At 75.7% G+C, this 20,915-nt stretch carries 21 protein-coding genes; 13 read left to right on the plus strand and 8 right to left on the minus strand.

Annotated features, from left to right (window positions below; genetic code table 11):
• The first annotated feature begins 226 nt into the window (after positions 1-226).
• On the plus strand, positions 227-352 hold the full coding sequence (locus AB0N04_RS05340; protein WP_360206946.1) for a hypothetical protein: 126 nt from the start codon (positions 227-229) through the stop codon (positions 350-352).
• A gap of 141 nt (positions 353-493) precedes the next feature.
• On the opposite strand, the gene AB0N04_RS05345 is transcribed toward AB0N04_RS05340, so the two are convergent.
• On the minus strand, positions 494-1,447 hold the full coding sequence (locus AB0N04_RS05345) for a LysR family transcriptional regulator (RefSeq protein WP_360206948.1): 954 nt from the start codon (positions 1,445-1,447) through the stop codon (positions 494-496).
• Between the two features lie 106 nt (positions 1,448-1,553).
• Here AB0N04_RS05345 and AB0N04_RS05350 point away from each other — a divergent pair, with 106 nt between their 5' ends.
• From AB0N04_RS05350 to AB0N04_RS05360, 3 genes are all read left to right on the plus strand, one after another.
• Entirely contained in the window at positions 1,554-2,480 is a 927-nt protein-coding gene (locus AB0N04_RS05350) for an NAD-dependent epimerase/dehydratase family protein (protein ID WP_360206950.1), read from the plus strand.
• 110 nt (positions 2,481-2,590) lie between these two features.
• On the plus strand, positions 2,591-3,451 hold the full coding sequence (locus AB0N04_RS05355; protein ID WP_360206953.1) for an aldo/keto reductase: 861 nt from the start codon (positions 2,591-2,593) through the stop codon (positions 3,449-3,451).
• 347 nt (positions 3,452-3,798) lie between these two features.
• Positions 3,799-4,386, plus strand: coding sequence for a hypothetical protein (locus AB0N04_RS05360; RefSeq protein WP_360206955.1), 588 nt, complete (start codon positions 3,799-3,801; stop codon positions 4,384-4,386).
• Between the two features lie 30 nt (positions 4,387-4,416).
• On the opposite strand, the gene AB0N04_RS05365 is transcribed toward AB0N04_RS05360, so the two are convergent.
• A complete protein-coding gene (locus AB0N04_RS05365) occupies positions 4,417-5,052 on the minus strand; it encodes a flavin reductase family protein (protein ID WP_360206958.1) in 636 nt (211 codons plus the stop codon).
• A 280-nt stretch (positions 5,053-5,332) separates the two neighbouring features.
• On the opposite strand from AB0N04_RS05365, the gene AB0N04_RS05370 reads away from it, so the two are divergent.
• Positions 5,333-6,493: a TIR domain-containing protein gene (locus tag AB0N04_RS05370; protein WP_360207174.1), complete on the plus strand. Its 1,161-nt coding sequence runs from the start codon at positions 5,333-5,335 to the stop codon at positions 6,491-6,493.
• A 115-nt stretch (positions 6,494-6,608) separates the two neighbouring features.
• On the opposite strand, the gene AB0N04_RS05375 is transcribed toward AB0N04_RS05370, so the two are convergent.
• The 3 genes from AB0N04_RS05375 to AB0N04_RS05385 all read right to left on the minus strand — a co-directional run bounded on the left by AB0N04_RS05375 (position 6,609) and on the right by AB0N04_RS05385 (position 9,869).
• A complete protein-coding gene (locus AB0N04_RS05375) occupies positions 6,609-7,241 on the minus strand; it encodes a carbonic anhydrase (protein ID WP_360206960.1) in 633 nt (210 codons plus the stop codon).
• 145 nt (positions 7,242-7,386) lie between these two features.
• Positions 7,387-8,550 (minus strand): spore photoproduct lyase family protein, encoded by a 1,164-nt coding sequence (locus AB0N04_RS05380; protein WP_360206962.1) that lies wholly within the window; start codon positions 8,548-8,550, stop codon positions 7,387-7,389.
• The gene (locus tag AB0N04_RS05385; RefSeq protein ID WP_360206965.1) at positions 8,547-9,869 is read right to left on the minus strand and encodes an NAD(P)/FAD-dependent oxidoreductase; all 1,323 of its coding nucleotides are present in this window, start codon (positions 9,867-9,869) and stop codon (positions 8,547-8,549) included. The genes AB0N04_RS05380 and AB0N04_RS05385 overlap by 4 nt, the downstream gene beginning before the upstream one ends.
• A gap of 327 nt (positions 9,870-10,196) precedes the next feature.
• On the opposite strand from AB0N04_RS05385, the gene AB0N04_RS05390 reads away from it, so the two are divergent.
• The 5 genes from AB0N04_RS05390 (at position 10,197) to AB0N04_RS05410 (ending at position 14,813) form a co-directional block, all read left to right on the plus strand.
• Positions 10,197-10,658, plus strand: a complete 462-nt coding sequence (locus tag AB0N04_RS05390) for an SRPBCC family protein (protein ID WP_360206968.1) — start codon at positions 10,197-10,199, stop codon at positions 10,656-10,658.
• 207 nt (positions 10,659-10,865) lie between these two features.
• Positions 10,866-11,429, plus strand: a complete 564-nt coding sequence (gene sigK, locus AB0N04_RS05395; protein WP_360207176.1) for an ECF RNA polymerase sigma factor SigK — start codon at positions 10,866-10,868, stop codon at positions 11,427-11,429.
• 452 nt (positions 11,430-11,881) lie between these two features.
• Positions 11,882-12,919: a MerR family transcriptional regulator gene (locus AB0N04_RS05400; RefSeq protein WP_360206970.1), complete on the plus strand. Its 1,038-nt coding sequence runs from the start codon at positions 11,882-11,884 to the stop codon at positions 12,917-12,919.
• A 51-nt stretch (positions 12,920-12,970) separates the two neighbouring features.
• On the plus strand, positions 12,971-13,783 hold the full coding sequence (locus AB0N04_RS05405) for a hypothetical protein (protein ID WP_360206973.1): 813 nt from the start codon (positions 12,971-12,973) through the stop codon (positions 13,781-13,783).
• Positions 13,784-14,114: 331 nt separating this feature from the next.
• Positions 14,115-14,813 (plus strand): SDR family oxidoreductase, encoded by a 699-nt coding sequence (locus AB0N04_RS05410; protein ID WP_360206976.1) that lies wholly within the window; start codon positions 14,115-14,117, stop codon positions 14,811-14,813.
• 159 nt (positions 14,814-14,972) lie between these two features.
• Here AB0N04_RS05410 and AB0N04_RS05415 read toward each other — a convergent pair whose 3' ends face one another.
• Entirely contained in the window at positions 14,973-15,434 is a 462-nt protein-coding gene (locus AB0N04_RS05415) for a nuclear transport factor 2 family protein (RefSeq protein WP_360206978.1), read from the minus strand.
• A 131-nt stretch (positions 15,435-15,565) separates the two neighbouring features.
• Here AB0N04_RS05415 and AB0N04_RS05420 point away from each other — a divergent pair, with 131 nt between their 5' ends.
• Together AB0N04_RS05420 and AB0N04_RS05425 are read left to right on the plus strand one after the other, a co-directional pair.
• A complete protein-coding gene (locus AB0N04_RS05420) occupies positions 15,566-16,138 on the plus strand; it encodes a helix-turn-helix domain-containing protein (RefSeq protein WP_360206981.1) in 573 nt (190 codons plus the stop codon).
• A gap of 158 nt (positions 16,139-16,296) precedes the next feature.
• Positions 16,297-16,677, plus strand: coding sequence for a hypothetical protein (locus AB0N04_RS05425; protein WP_360206984.1), 381 nt, complete (start codon positions 16,297-16,299; stop codon positions 16,675-16,677).
• 57 nt (positions 16,678-16,734) lie between these two features.
• Here AB0N04_RS05425 and AB0N04_RS05430 read toward each other — a convergent pair whose 3' ends face one another.
• Positions 16,735-17,253, minus strand: a complete 519-nt coding sequence (locus AB0N04_RS05430; protein WP_360206986.1) for a hypothetical protein — start codon at positions 17,251-17,253, stop codon at positions 16,735-16,737.
• Positions 17,254-17,373: 120 nt separating this feature from the next.
• Positions 17,374-17,880: a hypothetical protein gene (locus tag AB0N04_RS05435; RefSeq protein ID WP_360206989.1), complete on the minus strand. Its 507-nt coding sequence runs from the start codon at positions 17,878-17,880 to the stop codon at positions 17,374-17,376.
• A 242-nt stretch (positions 17,881-18,122) separates the two neighbouring features.
• Here AB0N04_RS05435 and AB0N04_RS05440 point away from each other — a divergent pair, with 242 nt between their 5' ends.
• Complete coding sequence (locus AB0N04_RS05440) at positions 18,123-19,970, plus strand: penicillin-binding transpeptidase domain-containing protein (RefSeq protein WP_360206992.1); 1,848 nt, start codon at positions 18,123-18,125, stop codon at positions 19,968-19,970.
• Positions 19,971-20,915: the final 945 nt, after the last annotated feature.

A 20,915-nucleotide genomic window follows, 5' to 3' on the forward strand; every position in this document is an offset into this window, starting at 1 on the left:
GGTGTGCGCGAGGGACGAACGGGTGAATCCTCCGAGACCGTCGGCCAAGTCACCTGGGCGGATCGTCAGTTGGCCGGTCCTCTCCCGCATCCGGATGGCAGTTTCGCCACCGCCGCCGTGTAGGTTTCTGTCCGTCGCCCCCCACGGGTGCGGTGTTCCTCCCCCTCCTCTGAACCCGGCCCGGGCCGACCGGCCCGGGCGTCGTACGGAGACGGGAGGAGACCGAGTGGAAGGCGACGAGCCGCCCCGGACACGGAGGTCGGAGCTGATCGGACGGTGGCTGCGGCGCAACGCCGGGGTCATCACGGCGCTGGCGACCGTGGCCGCAGTGGTGGTGGCGGCGGTGAAGTAGGGCCCGGCAGGGCCCCGGTGAACCGCCGGGCGGGCCCCGGTGAACCGCCGGGCGCGCAGGGCCCGGTCCGTCCACCCGCCCGCACACGAAGGGCCCCCGACCAGTCGCAGTGGTCGGGGGCCCCTCCGTTCGCCCCACACGCTACCGCACCGGGCCGCCGCCCACCGGCCCCCCGTCCACCGGCACGCCGCCGGTCAGCCGCGCCGCCAACTCCTCGGCCAGCACCGCCGACGGGCCCCGCCGCCGGCGCGACAGCACCAGCCCCAGGTGACGGCACGGGCCCGGCGGGGCCAGCGGCAGCGCGACCAGCTCCCCGTCCCCGCTCAGACCGATCTCCGGGATCAGCGCGATGCCCACCCCGGCGTGCACCAGCGCCTGCGCGAACCCGTAGTCCGTCGCCGTGCACGAGATCCGCAGCCCCACACCCGCCGACTCGGCGTACCGCGCCAGCTGCACCGCGGACTTGCGGCACCCCAGGATCCAGCGCTGATCGGCGAGTTCGGCCAGCCGCAGCGGCTCGGGCCGCGCCCGGTAGCGCACCGCCACCGGATGGCGGCGCGGCAGCACCACCCGCAGCGGGTCCTCGCCCAGCGGCGTCCACTCCAGCCCCGAACGGTCCCCGGGCCGCCCCGGCGCCGGGGCGTCGTCGAAGTGATAGGCCAACGCGAGGTCGGCACGCCCCTCGCGCACCCCCGGCAGGCTCTCCTCCGGCTCCTCCTCCAGCACCGTCACCTCCACCTCCGGATGATCGGCGACGAAACCGGCCAGCGCCGCCGGCAGCAGCCGCCGCCCCGCACTGGCGAACGTGGCCACCGTCAGCACCGTCTGACCGGCCGCCAGCCGCTCCAACCGCTGCCGGGTGTCAGCCAGTTCGGCGGCGATCGCCTCCGCCGCCTCCACCAGCAGCCGCCCCGACTCCGTCAGCACCACCCCGCGCGTGGAGCGCACCACCACCGCCGCGCCCAGACCGCGCTCCAACGCCGCGACCTGCTGCGAGACCGCCGAGGCCGTACACCGCAGCGCCACCGCCGCCCGGTTGAAACTCCCGTGCCGGGCCACCTCACGCAGCACGGCCAACCGCTGGACATCGATCAACAGTTTCCCTAACGACGAGCCAATCCGATCGATACTACCGCTGGTGACCGCCGTCCAGCAGGCTGAACCCCGACACCACAGGACGGGCCGAAAGGGGCCACCGCAAATGGACGTGTGCGTGATCGGCGGAAGCCGCCACTTCGGACGCCGACTGATCGAGGAACTACGCGACGGCGGCGCCACGGTGACCGTCGTCAACCGGGGCTCCACACCCCCGCCCCCCGGCGTGACCCACCTGCTCGCCGACCGCGACGACGAACGGGCCCTGCACACCGCCCTCGCCGACCGGCACTTCGACACCGTCGTCGACCAGGTCTGCTACACGCCCCGCCAGGCCGCCATCGCCACCCGGGTCTTCGCCGACCGCACCCGCCGCTACGTCCTCACCTCCACCGTCGAGGTCTACGCCGAGACCGGCCGGCCCGGCGGCCCGGCCCTGACCGAATCGGCCGTCGACCCCGCCACCCAGCAGATCGACCTCGAACTTCCCTGGCACGAGCAGCAGTTCATCGCCGACCACTACGGCGAGGGCAAACGCCAGGCCGAAGCCCTGCTCACCCGGCAGGCCCCCTTCGACACCGCCCTCGTCCGCACCGCGCACGTCCTCGGCGGCGCCGACTTCACCGGCCGCCTCGCCCACTACGTCCGGCGCATCGAAGCCGGCCTGCCGGTGGCCGTCCACCCCGCACCCCAGCCCGCCTCCTTCGTCCACGCCCCCGAGATCGCCCGCTTCCTGGCCTTCACCGCGACCGCCGACTTCACCGGCCCGGTCAACGCCGCCTCCCACGGCCCGCTCGACGCCCACGAGTTGTCCGCCGCCATCGCCCGCGAACTCGGCACCCGCACCGAGCCGGTCGCCGCCGCGGACGTGGCGGTGGACGTGGCGGTGGACGCGGAGACGGACGCACTGTTCTCGCCGTTCTCCTTCGACCGCTGCTACGCCATGGACACCACCCGCGCCGCCGGCCTGGGCTTCCGCTTCTCCCCGGTCGCCGACTGGCTGCCCCAGGCCGTCCGGGAGGCCCGGGCATGACGCGCACCCCTGACGCCCCCGCGGTTCCCGCCGGCTGCGCCGGTCCCGGCGCTCCCGCCGTTCCTGCCGGTCCCGCCGGTCCGGTGGTCCGGAGCATCGGGGCAGTCGCGGTGGGCGCCATCGGCCTCGGCGCGATGCCGCTGTCCGTCGAGGGCCGCCCGGGCGAGGAGCAGGCCGTCGCCGTCGTCCACGCCGCCCTCGACGCGGGCGTGCGGCTGATCGACACCGCCGACTCCTACCACTGGCACGCCGGCGAACTCGGCCACAACGAACGGCTGATCGCCCGCGCCCTGGCCTCCTACGGCGGCACCCGCGGCGCCGACGAGGTCCTGGTCGCGACCAAGGGCGGCCGGGGCCGCCCCGGCGACGGCACCTGGACGGTCGACGGCGACCCGCGCCACCTGCGCCGCGCCGCCGAGGCCTCGGCCGCCCGGCTCGGCGTGGCCGCCATCGGCCTCTACCAGCTGCACAAGCCCGACCCGGCCGTCCCCTTCGCCGACTCGGTCGGCGCGCTGCGCGACCTCGCCGACGCCGGCACGATCCGGATGGTCGGCCTCTCCAACGTGGACACCGAGCAGATCCGCATCGCCCGGGAGATCCTCGGCCCGCGCCTGGTCTCGGTGCAGAACCGTTTCTCCCCGGCCCACTCCGCCACCCGGGACACCCTCGACCTGTGCACCGGGCTCGGCCTGGCCTTCCTGCCGTGGAGCCCGCTCGGCGGGATCTCGCCCAGCGCCGTCGACGACCCCGGCGGCCCCGCGCCGGCACCCGACACGCCCTTCCACGCCCTGGCGCGCGAGCGCGGCGTCAGCCCGCAACAGGTCTGCCTGGCCTGGCACCTGGCGCAGTCGCCCGTCGTCGTCCCGATCCCGGGCGCACGCCGGCCCGCCTCCGTGCGCGACTCGGCCGCGGCGGCCGCCCTCACCCTGTCGTCGGCCGAACTGGCCGCCCTGCGGCCGGAATCGGGCTGACGCCGCGCGCGGGGCCCCGCGGTCGCGTTCGGGGCTCCGGCGGGCCCTGCCGGCCCGGGGCCGCCTGCGGCACGATCGGAATCCAGGCGGCCCCGGGACCGGACGGGTCCGTACGGGCGGGGCATCGACCGCGGTGCCCGTACGGCGCGGTCGGGACCCATTCGACGACGTCAACCGGGCTTGAAGTCAAGCCCCGGCCGTCGCCACTCCCGGACGCCCGGCCGTCGCCCGTCGCGGATGCCCGGTCGCGCCCCGGATGCCCGGTCCCGCCCCGCGCGCCCGGGGCCGTCCGGGGCGGGGTAGCCTCGCTCCCGGTGGGGGCGGCGGACGAGCTTTCAGGGGCGGGGATGGACGAGCAGCAGCGCGGCTACTGGCGGGTCGCGGACGGGGCGGCGGTCAGCGCCACCCAGGCGCAGGTGGCCTGGACCAGGGCCGCCTACCCGGCCCTGGTGGACGTGGCGGGCCGCTACCACGCGGTGATCACCTACGCCGAGCTCGCCGAGGAGGTGCAGCAGGCCGCCGGGGTCCGCACCCGGGTCCACCAGCGCAACTGGATCGGCAAGGTGCTGGCCCTGGTGGTGCGCGAGGCGCACCGGCGCGGCGACCCGCCGCTGACGGCGCTGGTGGTGCACTCCACCGACGGCATGGTCGGGGCCGGCTACCAGGAGGTGCTGGCCGTCGCGGGGGAGCCCCCGGTGGCCGGGGAACTGGACCGCGAGTACCACGCCGCCGCCGCCCGGCTCGCCTGCTACCGGCACTTCGGCGCGACGCTGCCCGCCGACGGCGGCACGCCCGCGCTGGCCCCGCGCCTGAAGGCGTCCGTGGAGCGCAAGGCGGCCGCCGCCGCCCCGCCGCGGCCGCCGGCGATCTGCCCCTCCTGCTTCCTGGAGCTGCCCGCCACCCGCATCTGCGACTCCTGCGGGGAACGCGCCTGACGGGGGCCGTCCCGGCGGGCGGCCCCGTTCTCACACGCGTGCGGGCAGACGGCCGGGCATCCGCCAGCCCTCGGCCAGGCGGGACGGCGACAGGCGCTGCCCCTCGCCGAAGAACTCGCAGAACTTCATGATCAGCGGGTCCCAGCCCAGCGGGTCGACGTAGTGGTCGGTGCCGGGGACGATCAGGGACTCCTCGACGTGCGCCCGCACGACGGTCACCTCGAAGGCGGTGCACCCCGGGTTGCCGGCCAACGGGACGGCCGCCTCCAGCCGGCACTCCAGCTGGACGGGGCACTCGGCCACGCGCGGCGCGCGCACCAGCTCGGACGCCTGCTCGGTGAGCCCGGCGGCGGCGAACTTGCGCCGCTCGTGGCGGTAGCCCTGGCGCTGCCGGTACTCGGTGATGTGCGGGTTGGCGGTCAGCAGCGCGAGCCGGTCCACCGCGTCGACCAGTACGGAGGAGGGCAGGTTGAGCACGCACTCGCCCTCGCGCCGCAGGTTCTGCGAGGTCTGCGAGCTGTTGCCCAGGCCCAGGACGCAGGACTGCCCGAGCCACCACGCCGAGGACATCGGCGCCAGGTTGGCGCTCCCGTCCTCGTTGCGCGAACCGATCAGCACCACCGGGGTGCCGAAGTAGAGGACCTTGAGGTCGGTGACCTTGTGCACGTGATGCCGTCCTTGCCCGTCGTCGTGGAACGTTGACCGGGACCGACTCTGCCCGCCCGCGCCGCGTGGCGCTGGCGGAGATCGGACACGGCGTTCGGGCCACGGGGCTCGGGTGACGGTGTTCGGGCGGCGGCGTTCGGGCCGGGGCCCCGGGCCGGGTCCGCAGGCGCGTCCGACGGGGTGCGGGGTTCGCCGTACCGGCCTGAACGGCCCTGCGGCGGTGCTATGTTCGGCCCGTCAGACAGCCCGACCAGCCGCCGCACCGACCGGGGCCGTGACCATGACCCACACCGACCAGCCGTCCGCCGCCGAGACGGCGGCCACGCGCGCCTTCCTCGACGAATACGCCTCCGGCGTCCGCGAGTTCACCGGCCGCGAGTTCACCGGCCTGCGGCTCGGCCGCGAGGACCTCTCCGACGCCGTCTTCGTCGACTGCGCGTTCGACAACTGCGTCCTCGCCTTCGGCGACCTCTCCCGGTGCATCTTCCGGCGCTGCCGCTTCCGCCGGATCAACGCCCTGTACGCCCGGTTCATCGAGGCGCGGTTCCTCGACTGCGACCTGAAGAAGGCCGCGTTCGGCACCGCCGACTTCTTCCGCGCGGTCTTCGACGGCGGGACGTTCGAGGGCAACTACCACGACGCGTTCTTCCTCCAGGCCACCTTCCACCGCGTCACCTTCGTCGGCGCGATCTTCGAGGGCGCCCACTTCGGCCTCGGGGTCTTCGCCGGCTCGAAGTTCCTCGCCTCCACGCTCGACCCGGTGGTGGTCAACGGTCTCTGCCGGGTCGACGAACGCACCGTCGCCGACTCCTTCCAACTCAACCACCAGGCGCTGGAGCTGGCCCGGGAACAGCTCGGCGACCAGGAGGCCGTGCGGGAGCTGCGCACCGACCTCGCCGGCCTGGACCGCTTCTTCACCGCGGTGGGTGCCGACCCGGACATGGTCCGCGCCCACCGCGACAGCGTGCCCGACCTGGCCGGGCCCGACCGGCCGAGCGCCTTCATCAGCTACTCGTCACGGGACGAGGCGTTCGCCGCCCAGCTGCACCGGATGCTGGAGGCCAACGGGGTGGACACCTGGTTCGCCCCGCACGACATCCGCGGCGGGCGCACCGTCCTGGAACAGATCACCGAGGAGATCCAGCGGCGCGGCCGGATGATCCTCGTGCTGTCCGAGGCGAGCATGGCCAGCAACTGGGTGGCCACCGAGATCGGCCGCGCGGTGCGCGCGGAACGCGAGAGCGGCACCCGCAAGCTCTTCCCGATCCGCATCGTCGCGCACGAGCGCCTGCTCGACTGGGAACTCTTCGACGCCGACGCCGGACACGACCTCGCCCGCACCATCCGGGCCTACCACATCCCCGACTTCTCCACGGCCGCCAACCCGCTCACGCTCAGCGAGGCGGTCAGCCGGCTGGTGCGCGACCTGCGCCAGGACTGACCCCCCACCGCCCGGGCGGCGGCAGGGGGTCCGGTCCGGGTCCGGTCGGGTCGTGTCCGGTCCGGTCCGGGTCCGGTCGGGTCGTGGTGGACGGTCGGGTCGGTCGGGTGGGTGATCAGTCGGGGTCGCCGACCGGGCCGCGGGCGGCCACCGTACGGGCCTGGCCGTCGTGCAGCCGGTAGGACAGCCCCACCACGGCCGCCTCGCCCGCCGCCACCTTGGAGGCGAGCACCTGGGAGCGCTCCAGCAGCAGGTCCACGGTCTGGCGGATGTGCTCGTCCACGATCGCGTCCGGGTCCTCGATGCCCGCCGCCCTGGCCGCCAGCACGCTCGGGGTCACCCGCTCCACCACGTCGCGCACGAAGCCGCCCGGCAGGCGCCCCTGGTCGAGCGAGTCCCGCGCCGCGGCCACCGCACCGCAGGAGTCGTGCCCCAGCACGACCACCAGCGGGCACTCCAGCACGCTCACGCCGTACTCGATGCTGCCCAGCGCCTCCGCCCCGGTGACGTGCCCGGCGGTACGGACCACGAACAGGTCGCCCAGCCCCCGGTCGAAGATGATCTCGGCCGCCAGACGCGAGTCGGAACAGCCGAACAGCACGGCGAAGGGCCGCTGTGCCGGAGCGAGGGCGGCCCTGCGCCCGGCGTCCTGGTTGGGGTGCTCCGGGCTGCCCGCGACGAACCGGGCGTTGCCCTCCAGCAGGACCCGCAGCGCCTGGTCGGGGCCGGATATCGGTGAGGAGATCATGCCAGCACCCTAGATCGGCGCTGGTGGGGACCGCACCAGGGGGGTCCGTCCGGCGTTCGTCCGCTGCCGTCCGGTGTCCGCTGCCGTCCGATGGCCGATGGCCGATGGCCGATGTCGTCCGCGGCCCCGGGGGCTGGGCGCGGGCTCAGAAGGCGTAGCGCACCCGCAGCCAGGGGGCGTGGCGCTCGATCAGCACCCCGAGCTCGGCCAGCGCGGCGGCCTTGGTCCGGGCCCGGTAGCGCACGTTCCAGGCGCCGTTGCCGGAGAGCTTGGGCTCCTGCAGCGCCGGACGCCACAGCACCTGCTCCGCCTTGGGATGCCAGCCGAGGTTGACCTCGTGCAGGTCCTGGTTGTGGGTCAGCATGATCACCTCGGCGGCCGCCTGCGCCTTGACCGCGGGCCCCAGCACGTCGTCCATCCGCCGCAGGAGCTCGGCCCAGTCGGCCTGCCAGCCGGGGCGCAGCACGACGGGGGAGAGGTTGAAGTGCACCTCGTACCCGGCGGCCAGGAAGTCGTCGGCGGCGCGCACCCGCTCGGGCACCGGGCTGGTGCGGACGTCCAGCAGCCGGGCGTCGGCCGGCGGCATGACGGAGAAACGGATCCGGGTGCGCCCGCGCGGGTCCAGCTCCAGCAGGTCCCGGTTGACCCACTTGGTCGCGAAGGACGCCTTGGCGGTGGGCCACTGCCGGAACGCGGCGACCAGGTCGGCGGTGTTGTCGCACACCAGGGCGTCCACCGAGCAGTCGTTGTTCTCCCCGATGTCGTACACCCACGCCAGCGGGTCGCGCTGGTCGGGCACGCTCTTGCGGCCCTGGCGGGCGACGTGCCCGCCCAGGTAGCCGATGATCCGGTCGATGTTGGTGAACACCGTGATCGGGTTGGCGTAGCCCTTGCGCCGGGGCACGTAGCAGTAGGCGCAGGCCAGCGCGCAGCCGTTGGCCGAGCTCGGCGCGATCCAGTCCGCCGAGCGGCCGTTGGGCCGGGCCGCCAGCGACTTCTTCACGCCCAGGACCAGCACCTCGCGCTTGATCCGCGCCCAGCGACGCACGTTGCCCGCGTTGCCGTGCAGCTGCGGGATCGCCCAGTGCGAGGGCACCTCGACGACCCGTGCCCCGGGGAAGCGCGCCAGCACCTGCCGTCCGCGCGGCGAGGCCAGGGCCGCCGGCTCGGCGTGGATCTCGCGGATGTCCAGCAGCGCGGCGGTGGTGGTGGCGGGCCGGGGGGTCGGGGCGCCGGAGTCAGGGGTTCCGGGCGCGGCCGGCACACCCGGCACACCCGGCATGCCCGGCAGGTGGGGCTGGTCGGTCACCGCGCGTCCCGCCCGGGGCCGGGGCGCCGTTCCGGTGCCGGCACCGGGACCGGTGCCCGCGCCGGTCCCGGCGCCCGCTCCGCCAGGTCCGCGAGCACCTCCCGGGCCGCCCGCGCGCCCGAGGCCAGCGCCCCCTGGACCGAGGCGGTGGCCCGGTGGTCCCCGCACACGTACTGCCCCGGCGCCCAGCGCGCGCTCCGGCTGAGCGGCAGCGGCGCCGGCCCGGCCGGCAGCGCATCGGCGATCCGGTAGTCCGTCAGCGTCCGCCACCGCGAGGTGTCCACCCCGTACAGCTCACCGGCCCGCGACCGGGCCGCCCCCTCGTCCGCGTCCAGCCCCAGCACCGAGGTCGACACCAGCGCCCGCCCGTCCGGCGAACACCGCGGCACCACCTCCGACAGCACCACCGTGTTCAGCACCCGCCGATCCGCGTCCACCACCAGCGTCGGCTCGCGCAACGGACTCACCGGCGCCACGTGGTAGAACGTCGTCACCGCCCGCCCCGCCGGTACCGGCAGCCCCGGCAGCAGCCGCGCCGCCTGCGCCATCCCGGTCGCCACCACCACCGCGCCGCCCGCCCGCAGCACCGACCCGTCCGCCAGCAGCACCTCCTGCCGCCCCACCCGCTCCACCCGCGCCCCGCACACCACCCGCCCCGCCGCCAGCCCCCGCGCCAACTGCCGCGGCACCGCACCGATCCCCTCCTGCGGCAGGCACAGGCTCCCGCGCAGCATGCTGCGCCACACCAGGTGGAACAGCCGGCTCGACGTCTCCAGCCCCTCCTCCAGGAACACCCCGGCCAGGAACGGCCCCAGCACCCCCTCGACGGTGCGCCGCGACACCCCGGCCGCCCGCAGCGCCCGCGCGGTGCTCACGTCCGGCGCCCGCTTCAGCACCCCGGCGGGCAGCACCGCGTCCCGCAGCCCCAGCAGCCCCAGCGCCGGCACGTCACGCAGCGGCACCGCCCCGCCCGGGCGCAGCAGCTCCAGCGCCAGGCCCGGGCGCCGGGTCGGATCCACCACGGGGAACCGGCCGCGCCCGCCGGCCAGCAGGAAACCGGGCGTGAACGGGTGCAGCCGCAACGCCTTCAGGTCGACGCGCCGGCGCACCTGCGGATAGGCGGTGTTGAACACCTGGAACCCCCGGTCCAGCCGGAACCCCTGCACCACGTCGGTGCGCATCCGGCCGCCGACCTCGTCCCCGGCCTCCAGCACCAGCACGTCCCGCCCGGCCGCGGTCAGGTCCAGCGCGCAGGCCAGCCCGGCCGGGCCCGCCCCCACGACGATCACCTCGGCGGCGGTCTCCCGTCCCGTTCCCATGGCGGGCCGTCCTCTCGTTCCTCCCGCGGGCCGCGCTGCGCGTCCGCGGTCCTGCTGCGGTCCTTCCGGGGTCCTGCTGCGGTTCCTTCTACGGTCCGCCGGGACGCGCACCGCGTCGCGCACCGGTCGAAACGTGCTTCGGATCCGCCCGGCGCCGTGGATTGGACCCGCCCCGCCCCGCCCGAGTCCCGCCCCGCCCGGGTCCCGCCCCTCCTCGCCGGGCCGGCCCGGGGCGCCCTCCCATCCGTTCCGGCGGCGGCACCGAACCACCAGGCACCGTCCTGCTGCGCCGGACACCGTCCGCCGGACACCATCGGGAGGCCCGCCATGCCAACCGTCGAACGCCGCATCACCGTCCACCGCCGGCCCGCCGACGTCCTCGACTACCTCGCCGACTTCGGCCACACCGAGCAGTGGGACCCGGGCACGCTCTCCTGCACCCGCCAGGACGACGGGCCGATCGCGGTCGGATCGCGCTGGACCAACGTCTCCCGCTTCCGCGGCCGCGCCACCTGGCTCGACTACCGCCTCGCCCGCCGCGACCCCGACCGCCTGGTGTTCATCGGCCACAACGCCACCGTCACCGCCATCGACGACATCACCGTCCTGCCCGCCGGCGGGTCCACCGTCGTCCACTACCGCGCCGACCTGCGCCTGAACGGCCTCGCCCGCCTCGCCGGACCCTTCCTGCGCCCCGCCTTCGAGCGCCTCGCCGACGAGGTCGCCCTGCGCCTGCCGCAGGCCCTCGCGGCCGGTGACCCGGCGGCGGGCGACCCCGTGGGGCGGTGACCCCGCGGGGCCCGTCGGCCCGCCGGGTCCGCGGCGCCCCACCATGCGTCCCGCCACAACGCTGCGCAAACGATGCGAGTAGCCCTCCGGACCTCCACTACGCGACGGTCGCACTGTGGAGGAACCGGCACCGTGACAGCACTGATCGACCGCCCGGCCACCCGGCCGCCCGCGGACCAGGCCCCCGGCGACGGCGGGCGGGCCGCCCTGCGCACCCTGGCCGCACGCGTCGCCCACGGCGACGAACGGGCCTTCGAGGAGCTGTACGGCGCCACCGCCGGCGCCGTGCTCGGACTCGTCCTGCGGGTCCTGCGCGACCGCGCCCAGGCCGAGGAGGTCACCCAGGAGGTCTTCTGGCAGGTGTGGCGGGAAGCCGCCCGCTACCGCCCCGAACGCGGCGAGGTCCTGCCCTGGGTGCTGACCCTCGCCCACCGGCGCGCCGTCGACCGGGTCCGCTCCGCCCAGGCCGCCGCCGACCGCGACCGCACCGCCGCCCTGCGCGCCTACACCCCCGTCTTCGACGAGGTCGCCGACCAGGTCGAACGCGACCTCGAACGCGACCGGGAACGCGAACGCCTGCGCCGCGCCCTGGCCACCCTCACCGACGTCCAGCGCGAGTGCCTGCTGCTGGTCTACTTCGGCGGCCGTACCCAGGCCCAGGCCGCCCAGGACCTCGGCGCCCCCCTCGGCACCGTCAAGACCCGCATCCGCGACGCCCTGCTGCGCCTGCGCGCCCAACTCGCCGCCGACACCCCCGCCCACCAGGCGTAGACCCGTGCCCACCACCGCTCCCGGCCCCAGCCCCGTCCGTCACCGGTGCCACGGACGGCCGGCGACTGCCCGTGCCCACCCCACCGCCGCCCCCACCCCGGCCCGCCCGGCGAGCGTCGTGCACCGGCCGGCGCGTCCGGGTCCTCGCCTTCGCCCCGCCGCTGTCCTCGGTCGTCCCGGGGCAGGGCCCGGACCGGGTCGGGTCTCCGTCGGGCACCCCGGGTCGGCAGGCCCCCTGCGGCGGCCGGCTCACTCCCGCTGTCCCGTGCGGGTGCACGCATGGCCGGGCCCGGGGCGAGGGCCCGTCCGCGGGCCGGTCGGGCGGCTGGCGGCCGACTCCGGGCCGGCCGTCGGCGGCCCGGCGCGTCGGCAGGCCGCCTCCCCGACACCGGTCCGCTGCCCGGGGCGTCGCCCCGGCACCGGCCCGGCCCGTCCGGCGTAGGCTCGCGCACGTGTCCGCCCCCGCCTCCGCCTCCGTCGGCCGGCCGTCGGCCGAGGCCAGCCTGACCACCGGTGCCCTCGCCCGCCGGCTCGGCGTCTCACCGACCACCGTCCGTTCCTGGGAACGCCGTTACGGCATCGGCCCGGCCCACCGGGACCCCGGGCGCCACCGGCAGTGGAGCCCGCGGGACGTCGCCGTGCTGGAGGAGATGTGCCGCCTGACGGCCCGTGGCGTCACCCCGGCCGAGGCCGCCCGCCTCGCCCTCGCCGTCGATACCGGCGCCGACGTCGACCGGCCCGCACCGCCCGCCGTCGCGGCCCCGCCCGCCGGGCCGACACCGTCCGCCACGCCCACGTCCGCCACGCCCACGCCCGCCACCGGGACGGCGCCCGGCGGCCACACCCTGCCCGTCGGCACCGTACGACCCGAGTGCCGGGGCCTGGCCCGCGCCGCCGTCCGCCTCGACGCGCCCGAACTCGCCCGGATCCTGCGCCGCAGTATCGAGGAGTTCGGCGCCGTCACCGCCTGGACGGACGTGATGATGCCCGCGCTGCGCGCCGCCGGCCGCAAGTGGGCCACCGAGGGCGAACGCTACGTCGAGGTCGAGCACCTGCTGTCCTGGCACGTCGCCGCCGCGCTGCGCCGCGCCGCCGACCGGGCCGAGCCGCCGCAGGGGCCGGCCGTCCTGCTCGCCGGCATGCCCACCGAGCTGCACGCCCTGCCGCTGGAGGCGCTGGCCGCCGGGCTGGCCGAACGGGGGCTGCCGTTCCGGATGTTCGGCCCGGCGCTGCCGCCCGAGGCACTGCTGGAGGCGGTGCGGCGCACCGGGCCGCCGGCCGTGCTGCTGTGGTCCCAGGTCGCCCGCACCGCCGACCGGGCGCTGGCCCGTCGCGTCGCCCAGACCAGCTGGGGCCCGCACGGCGCCCGGATACACCCCGCCCTCCTCATCGCCGGCCCCGGCTGGACCGCCCCCCGCCGCCCCCCGGGCGCCCTGCACCCCCGGGACCTGCCCACCGCCCTCGACCAGCTGCAAAACCTGCTCCGCTGACCCCTGCCGCCGCAAGCCCCGGACGGCTCCTGACGTGTCGAAGCGGAGCCGGTGAGCCTCGGCGCCCGGGCCGTGGGGCCGGCGAACCGGCGTGCACTCTTCGGCGGTGTGGGCGGTGTGGGCGGTGTGGGCGGTGCGGGCGGTGTGGGCGGTGTCAGGGGGATCGGCTTTGATGTGGCTGTGCCTGTTTCTGACCTGATCCGCCAGTTGCCCGAGATCTCCCTCGTCCGGGACCGCTCCCGTGCCATGGCGATGCTGGACGCCATCCTGAGCCCGGAGTGGCGGGACCGGTACTTCTCGTTCGACTCCCGTTGGTCGCCGACGGAGGAGATGGCCTCGATGCGCGACGGCTCCGGCAACGAGTACTCGATCGTCTTCTCACCGGCAGGCGCTTATGCCCGCGGTTTCGATCACGAGTCGCCGATGACCCCGTACCGGGTGACGCCTCCGGCGCCGTGGCCGGGCCTGTTCGACGGGGTGCCGGAGGCACTCCGCGCGCACGTCGCGGAGCCCGCCTTCAGCGACCACGGGACACCGCGGGCGACGGTGTGCTTCTGGCGCGAACGATCAGACGGTGCGTGGAGGGCAGGGGCCGTCGAGCCCCTGCCGGAGGGCGTGGAGGACGACGGCAGCGCCGAGTGGTTGTTCGACGTACTGCTGGACGGTCGGCCCGAGGCGTATCAGCGGTTCGCTGAGGAGTACTACGAGGTGGCGGTCGACATGGCGGCCGTCCGGCACGTCTACGCCCTGCGCCCTCTCACCCGGCACGTCGTGTCCTCGCTGAACCCGGAACCGGACACTGCCCACCTGGCGGAGGACGCCGCCCAGATCGGATATCCGGGCGGATATCCGGCCCAGGAGTGACGGTCCGCCCCGGGATGGTCGGAGTGGAGGCCGCGCGGATTCACATGACAGCTGCGGCCGGCTCGGCGATCCCTTGCCGATGGCCACGGAACCGGACCTGCTCCGTCTGACCATCGTCTGCCCACCGCCCGGCGAGGGCGGCTGGGCTACCCGTGGCCGTAGCCGGGCGACCCGCCGTTCACGGGAACGGCGGGAAGACCGCTGGGTATAGTGCAGGCGTTTCGGGGGGCCAACGGCGGGAGTCCGTCGATGTGACGCGCCACCGCGCGGTCGCGGACAGCCAGGACGCTGCGGGAGCCCCGATGACTCGTATCGCCGAGGAGGCCGCCCCATGGAACCCGTCACGCTGATCACCGGCGGCTCGACCGGAATCGGTGCGGCCACCGCCCGCGCCCTGCTCGGGCAGGGCCACCGCGTGGCCGTCACCGGACGTGACGCGGACAAGCTGGCCGCCTTCGCGGCTTCGGCCGGAGCGGGCGAGCGGCTGCTGACGATCACCGGCGACGCCGGCGACGAGCACGACGTCGCCTCCGCCGTGCGCCGCGTGGTGGACGCGTGGGGCCGGCTGGACAACGTCATCGCCAACGCCGGCTTCTCGCTGCTCGGCAACCTGGAGAGCCACGCGCCCGAGGACATGCGCGCGATGGTCCTCACCAACGTCCTGGGCCCGGCCCTGCTGGTGCGGGAGACCCTGCCGCACCTCAGGGAGTCCAAGGGCCGGATCGTGATCATCGGTTCGGTCGCCGGGGTGCGCAACACGCCCGGCAACCTGTACTCGGTCACCAAGTGGGCCGCGCACGCGCTGGCCGAGAACACCCGGCTGCTGGTCGGCAAGGACGGAGTCGGCGTGACCGTCGTCGCCCCCGGGGTGGTGGACACCCCGTTCTGGGACGAGCGCGGCGGCACCCCCGACGCCTCGCCGACGATGACCCCCGAGCAGATCGCGAACACGATCGCCTTCGCCCTCGACCAGCCCGCGGGCGTCGACATCAACCACATCACCATCCGGCCGACCGGGCAGCTCGGCTGACGCCGCGTCCGCTGCGCGCAGGAAGTCGGACCGGCCGACTTCCTGCGCCGCTCTCCTGGCGGGCCCTCGCCCCCTGGGGTCCTCGTTCCCCTGGGAGCCCGGGAGGAATATGTCGATCGGTCTACATATTCGGCGCCGAGGGGGGAGTGGGGCCGGCCGTCACTCGCCTGCTGCCGGGTGCGGCACGGCCTCCAGGGCTGCCACCAGCTCCGGGAGGGTGCCCGTGGCGAGGGCGAGGGTGAGGTGGTCGTGGTAGTCGCGACTGTGGACGATCAGTCCGTCGCGCACCCGCAGCACCTGGACGTTGGCGGCCTCGAAGCGTTGCCCGCTCACCCGGTTGTGCACCTCGTAGTCCCACTCGGCGACGACCACCTCCGGATCGTCCGTCTCGCGGACCAGCACGTTCTTCGGGGTCAGCTGCAGCGGTGAGTGTGCGGCGACCTCCGCGAACCGCGCCTCGAGCGTGGCCCGCCCCTCGAACCGGCGTGGCCCGACGGGGGCGAGGGCGGTCTCCACCACGGTGTCCTCGGCGTAGAGCCCGCCCAGTTCCGTGAGCCGTCCTGCGGTGATGCCGTCGAGCAGGGCGTGGAAGGCCTCGCGCGGTGACCGCGTTTCAGACATGATCAACCTCCGGTACGATCCGTCGCTGGAATCGGACTAGCAACTCCGTTTCGACGATACGGACTGGCGACTCCGCTTGTCCAGGGGTGGCGTCGCCGGACCGTCGCGATCTGTGGAAGAGGGTGGACGGCATGACCGGCGCTCAGGAGCGCCCGCTGCGGGCGGACGCGGCCCGCAACCGCGCCAGGTTGCTGGACGTCGCCACGGAGGTGTTCACCACCCGTGGCGTCGCCACGCCGACCGAGGAGATCGCCCGGGCCGCCGGGGTCGGCGTCGGCACGCTCTTCCGGCACTTCCCGACCAAGGAGGCCCTGCTGGAGGCGGTGATGGTCCGCCGGCTCGAGACCATCGCCGCCCGCACCGCGGAACTGACCGCCGGTGCCGAGCCCGCCGAGGCCTTCTTCGACGGCTTCCGCCTGGTGATCGACCAGTCCGCGGGCAAGGACGAGTTCACCCAGGCGCTCGCCGCGGCCGGGGTGGACGCGCACGCCTCCCTGCGGGAGTCGAGCGGGGCGATCCGGGCGCAGCTCGCCGAACTGCTGGCCGGGGCGCAGCGGGCCGGGGCGGTCCGCCCGGAGCTGGGCCTGCCGGAGCTGATCGCCCTGCTGGTGGGCGTCGGCGCGACGATGGAGCAGCTAGGCCCGGACCGGGAGGCCCGCGAGCGGATCTTCGAGGTGGTCTTCGACGGGCTGCGCCCGCGCTGAGCTGTCGGTGTGAGAAGGCGGTGCGGGAAGGCGGCGCGAGAAGTCGGCTCCGTCGACTTCTCGCGCGTTTCGGGCCGAGGCCCCGCCGGACGGGCGGTGGCCGGTCCGTGGATCTCCGGTGCCGCGTGGTGCGGGCCGTCGACGACGGGGGAGCTGTGGTGCTGCAGGTTCTGTACGACGGGAAGTGCGGGGAGACCGAACTCTCCGGGACGCGCCCGGCGCTCCTGGCGCTCGGGCGGCAGTTGCGGGGGGCGGCGGGGACCTGCGACCTCGCGGAGAGCGGGAACCCCTCTCCCTACGAGAGGTCGCTGTCGCAGCTCGCGTTCCGGGAGGATCCGGAGCGCGAGGGCGCCTCGATCGTCACGGAGGGCCCGGTCCTGTGGATCCGGGGAGGGCGGGAGGCCCTCGACCTGCTCGCCGAGAACATCGAGGACTTCGCCGTCGAGGCCGACGCCACCGCCCACTGCCACGTCGAATACCAGACGTACGACTACATCGCGTCGGACTCGGACCCGCTGGTGATCACGTTCACCAGGTGAGCGAGGCAGGCGAGGCGGGCGAGGTGGACGAGGCGGGCCGGGTGGAGGCCGCGGGGGTCACCTGCGGTCGGCGGAGCGGTAGAGGCTCGCGAGCACCCACCCGTCGGCCGGCGGCCGGGGGCGGCTGAACACCACGGAGACCCCGGCCTGCGTCTGGACGGCGAGCTGGTCGTCGAAGGTCAGGGCGTCGTCGTCCCGCCATCGGCAGCCGGTCCGCCGGAGCCCGTCGAGCACCGCCTCGCGGGTCGGGGCCTCGATCACCTCGGTCGCTTCGGTCGACCCGGTGGCCCCGCGGCCCGCCGTGCCGGCGCGGGAGGGGGCTGCGAACCTGCCCGCGGTGTCCACCGCGTCGAAGCCGAGCAGGTGCACCAGCCCGTCGGGACCGGCCCACACCTCCAGGCTGCCGTCCTTGACGCCGGCGTCCCCGTCCTCGGCGGGCCGTGCCGCCGCCGGGGCGCCCAGGGCGGTGCCGCCGCCCAGCAGGAGGTCCGCCTCCCCGCCGGGCATGCCGAGCCTGAACGGGCCGATCTCACCCGTGGCCGCGAAGGAGATCATCGAATCGAGAAGGGAGTCCACCGGTGGGAGGCTAGCGGCGAAGTCCACCGGTCCTGCAGCGAGTTTCCGGAGGTGGACGGGGGCTTCGGCGCGCGGGAAGTCGGCCGGGTCGACTTCCCGCGCACCGGCGCGAGGGGCGTCTCAGCGCGACGGGAACGGGGACAGGTCCCGGTCCCATGCGTCGGCCGCCCGCAGCAGTGCGTCGTCGCCGCAGTCCAGCTCGACGGCGAACCGGTAGAGGTCGAAGCCCTCGGCCTCGTCGTCGCTCCCGTCCCCGTCCTGGCACTGCCACGGAGGTGCGGCCTCCAGCGACAGGTGGACGTGCAGCAGCGACCGGCCGCCGGAACGCCCGGCCAGGCTGAAGGCGAGGTTCGGTTCCAGGAAGGTCAGGCTCGGCGACGGTTCGCCGTCCGGGTCGGGCACGGTCACGGCCACCCTGCCCGCGGCGACGGCGCGCAGCCAGCGCGACAGGCCGCGGCACTCGTCGGTCAGCAGGGACGGGTCCTGGAACGACCACCGGCCGGACGGCGTCGTCACCTGGCCCTGGATGACGAGCCAGTTGTCGTCGTAGGGATCGCCGCTCGTCGCGGAGAACTGGTAGCGCAAGGGCCGCAGCTCGACGGCGGACTGATGACTCGCAAGCAGCACCGCCACAGGATGGCACGGGCGTTCGCCCCGAGGGTCGCCGGGCGGCGGTGCGGCCGGGGAATATGCAGACCGGTCTACATGGTGTGTGGGAGTTGTGGGGGTGCGGGGTGGCCTGTGGGTGGGCCCTATTACGCTGGGACGGGTCCGAACGATCCCCGGACCGTCGGCCGGGTGTTCGGTCGGCGGGGCGGGGAGGCCGGCTCGGGCTGACGACGAGGGAACTTCACGGGGGGAACAGGAGCATGGCCGAGGACCGGACGGACGTCGGGTACGGCGCCCACGGGTACGGGGACCAGGGCTACGCGGCTCAGGGGTACGGGGACCAGGGGTACGGCGGTCACGCCCACGGAGCGCACGCCCACCCCGGGTACGCGGACCAGGCGGAGGACGTCACCCCCGTCGGGGACGGGACCGGGGACGGGCCGGCGCCGCGCCGCTCGGCGGGGCGCCGGGTGTGGATGGTCGCGCTCGGCGGGGCGTTCGCCGGGCTGCTGGCGGCCGGGGGCATCGGCGCGTACAACCTGGTGAGCGCCGTGACCGGCGGGACCGCCGCGGACGACTCCCGGCAGCAGGAGCCCACCGCCGCGGTCCGCTCCGCGCAGCCGCCGCCCACCGGTGAGCAGGCCGCGGCCGTGGCGAAGGAGTTCCTGGCCGCCTGGAGCCGCGGCGACGTCGCGGCCGCGGCCGCCCTGACCGACCGCCAGGAGGCCGCGCGCTCCGCACTGGCGTCCTTCCGCGTGACGGTCAAGGCCCGCACCTTCACCCTGACCGGGACGGGCCCCGCGCCCGCCGGCACGCCCAGCGAGCCGGCGCTCGCCTTCCGGGCGAAGGCGGAGTTCGACGGCACGGCCGGCGCCTGGGAGTACGACGGTGCGCTGAGCGTGGTGCGGGCGGCGGACGGGCGGGTCGTCGTGCGGTGGGCGCCGAACGTGCTCCACCCGCACCTGGACCCGGGGGAGACGATCGCCCTGCGCCCGCTGCCCACCCCGGTGGTGAAGCCGGTCGACCGCAACGGCAAGTCCCTGGAGGCCTTCCCCTCGCTGCGCACGGTGCTGCCGCAGATCACGCCGGCCGACGGGGCGTCCGCCGTCACCGGGCAGGCCGTGGTGATCGCGGACGCCGCGGGCGCGCGGCAGCCCGAGCAGCTGTTCGTGCTGACCCCGCCGAGCGCCCCCGAGGTCAGGCTCACCCTGGACGCCGGTCTCCAGCAGGCCGCCGAGGAGGCGGTGAAGCAGCAGGCCGCCGGCGGCAAGCCGGCCTCGCTGGTGGCCGTCCAGCCGAGCACCGGCAACATCCTGGCGATCGCCTACTCCTCGCAGGACGGCTTCAACCGCGCCGTCGGGGGCGGGCAGGCACCCGGTTCGACGATGAAGGTGATCACCTCCGCCGCCCTGCTGGAGGCCGGGCTGAGCCCGGACAGCGCGGCACCGTGCAAGGAGACCACCGCCTCCCCGAAGCTCTGGCACAACGACGAGCCCGGGGACTTCCCCGGCTACACGCTCACCGACGACTTCACCCGCTCCTGCAACACCGGCTTCATCGACAAGGGCCTGGAGAAGCTGCAGCTCGGCACGGTGCCCAGCGTCGCCCGCGACCAGTTCGGCCTCGGCCTGGAGTGGCACATCGGCATCCCCAGCCGGGACGCCACCATCCCGGTGCCCAGGAACGGGGACGAGGCGGCCGCCACCTACATCGGCCAGGGCCGGATCCAGGTCAACTCGCTGGCGATGGCCTCGGTGGCGGCCACCGTGCAGAGCGGGACGTTCCGCCAGCCCGTGCTGCGCACGGACGCCAAGCGCGTGACGGCCCCCGGCCGGCTGCCCGAGGGCGTCGCCCAGGGCCTGCGGGCGATGATGGCCAAGACCGCCACCCAGGGCACCGCCCGGGCCCCGATGTCCGGACTGACCGGCCAGATCGGCGCCAAGACCGGCACCGTCGAGGCCGGCCCGGGCAAGGACACCAACAGCTGGTTCATCGCCTACCGCGGCGACCTGGCGGTGGCCGCCGAGGTCGAGGGCGGCGGCCACGGCAACAGCGCGGCGGGCGTCGCCGCCGCCCAGGTGCTGAAGGCCGGCGGCGGCCGGGGCTGACGGCGGCAGGGCGCGCCTTGGCGGCCGATCCGGTCCCCGGGGTGCCCGGTCCGGGGCCGCCGGGCTTCGAGGCGCCGGGCTTCGGGGTACCGGGTCCGTGGCCGCTGGGCTTCGAGGCCGGTGCTCCGTGACGCCGAAGGTCGCCGGGCCGGGCCCGGGGACACCCCGGGCCCGGCGGCCCGCCGACGCGCACCCGGCCGTACCGGGCGATGTCCGGCCGCCGCGCCGCGATCCGGGCACCGCGGCACTCCGACGCCCCGGCGCCGCGCGGAGCCGCCCGTCGGGGCCCGGTGGACGAAGGCGCCCGGACCGCGGGCGATGACCCGCGAAATCCGACGGGCGGGGGCAATCCGCTCCGGCCCCGGCGACGAATCAGGGAGCAGGAAGGCGCCCCGGCGCCGTGCGGGCTCCGGACCGTTCCCCGGACGAGACGGTCCGCCGCCCCCGTGAGGCTCCGGGGACCGGCCGTCCGCTGCTGGGTGCGGGCGGCCGGGCCGCCGCCGGTGCGACGCGGCGGTCGCCCTCCCGGGCCGGAGAACGGCCCTGTGGTGTCGGAGCGCGGGTGTCGGTGCCTGTGCCCCGCCGGGTGGCCCCCGGCGGGGCACAGGCGTTTCCGGCCGCCCGGGGGCGGGGGAGCAGGGTGCGGTCCCCGACTACCGGGGGTTGATCGTCGGGGACCGTGGTCCGGGGCCGGCGCGAGCTCAGTCCGCGGGGCGGAGGGGGCGGGAGCGGGACGGCGCCGTGCCGGTGAGCGCCTCGGCGGCCGGGCCCCTACCGGCCACGGGGGCCGCCCGCCGCATCGCTCACACTCCGCATTCGGTCGCCGCCCGCCCCCGGACGGGTGCGACCTCCGGAGGACCCCCGATCGGGCGAGGCGGGCCGGCAGCCGACGACGCGGCGGTTCGGCCGCCCGGGGGTGCCGGACGGGGCCGGGTTGCCCCGGCG

Source organism: Kitasatospora sp. NPDC051702, assembly GCF_040681575.1.
In the GTDB taxonomy this organism is placed as follows: domain Bacteria; phylum Actinomycetota; class Actinomycetes; order Streptomycetales; family Streptomycetaceae; genus Kitasatospora.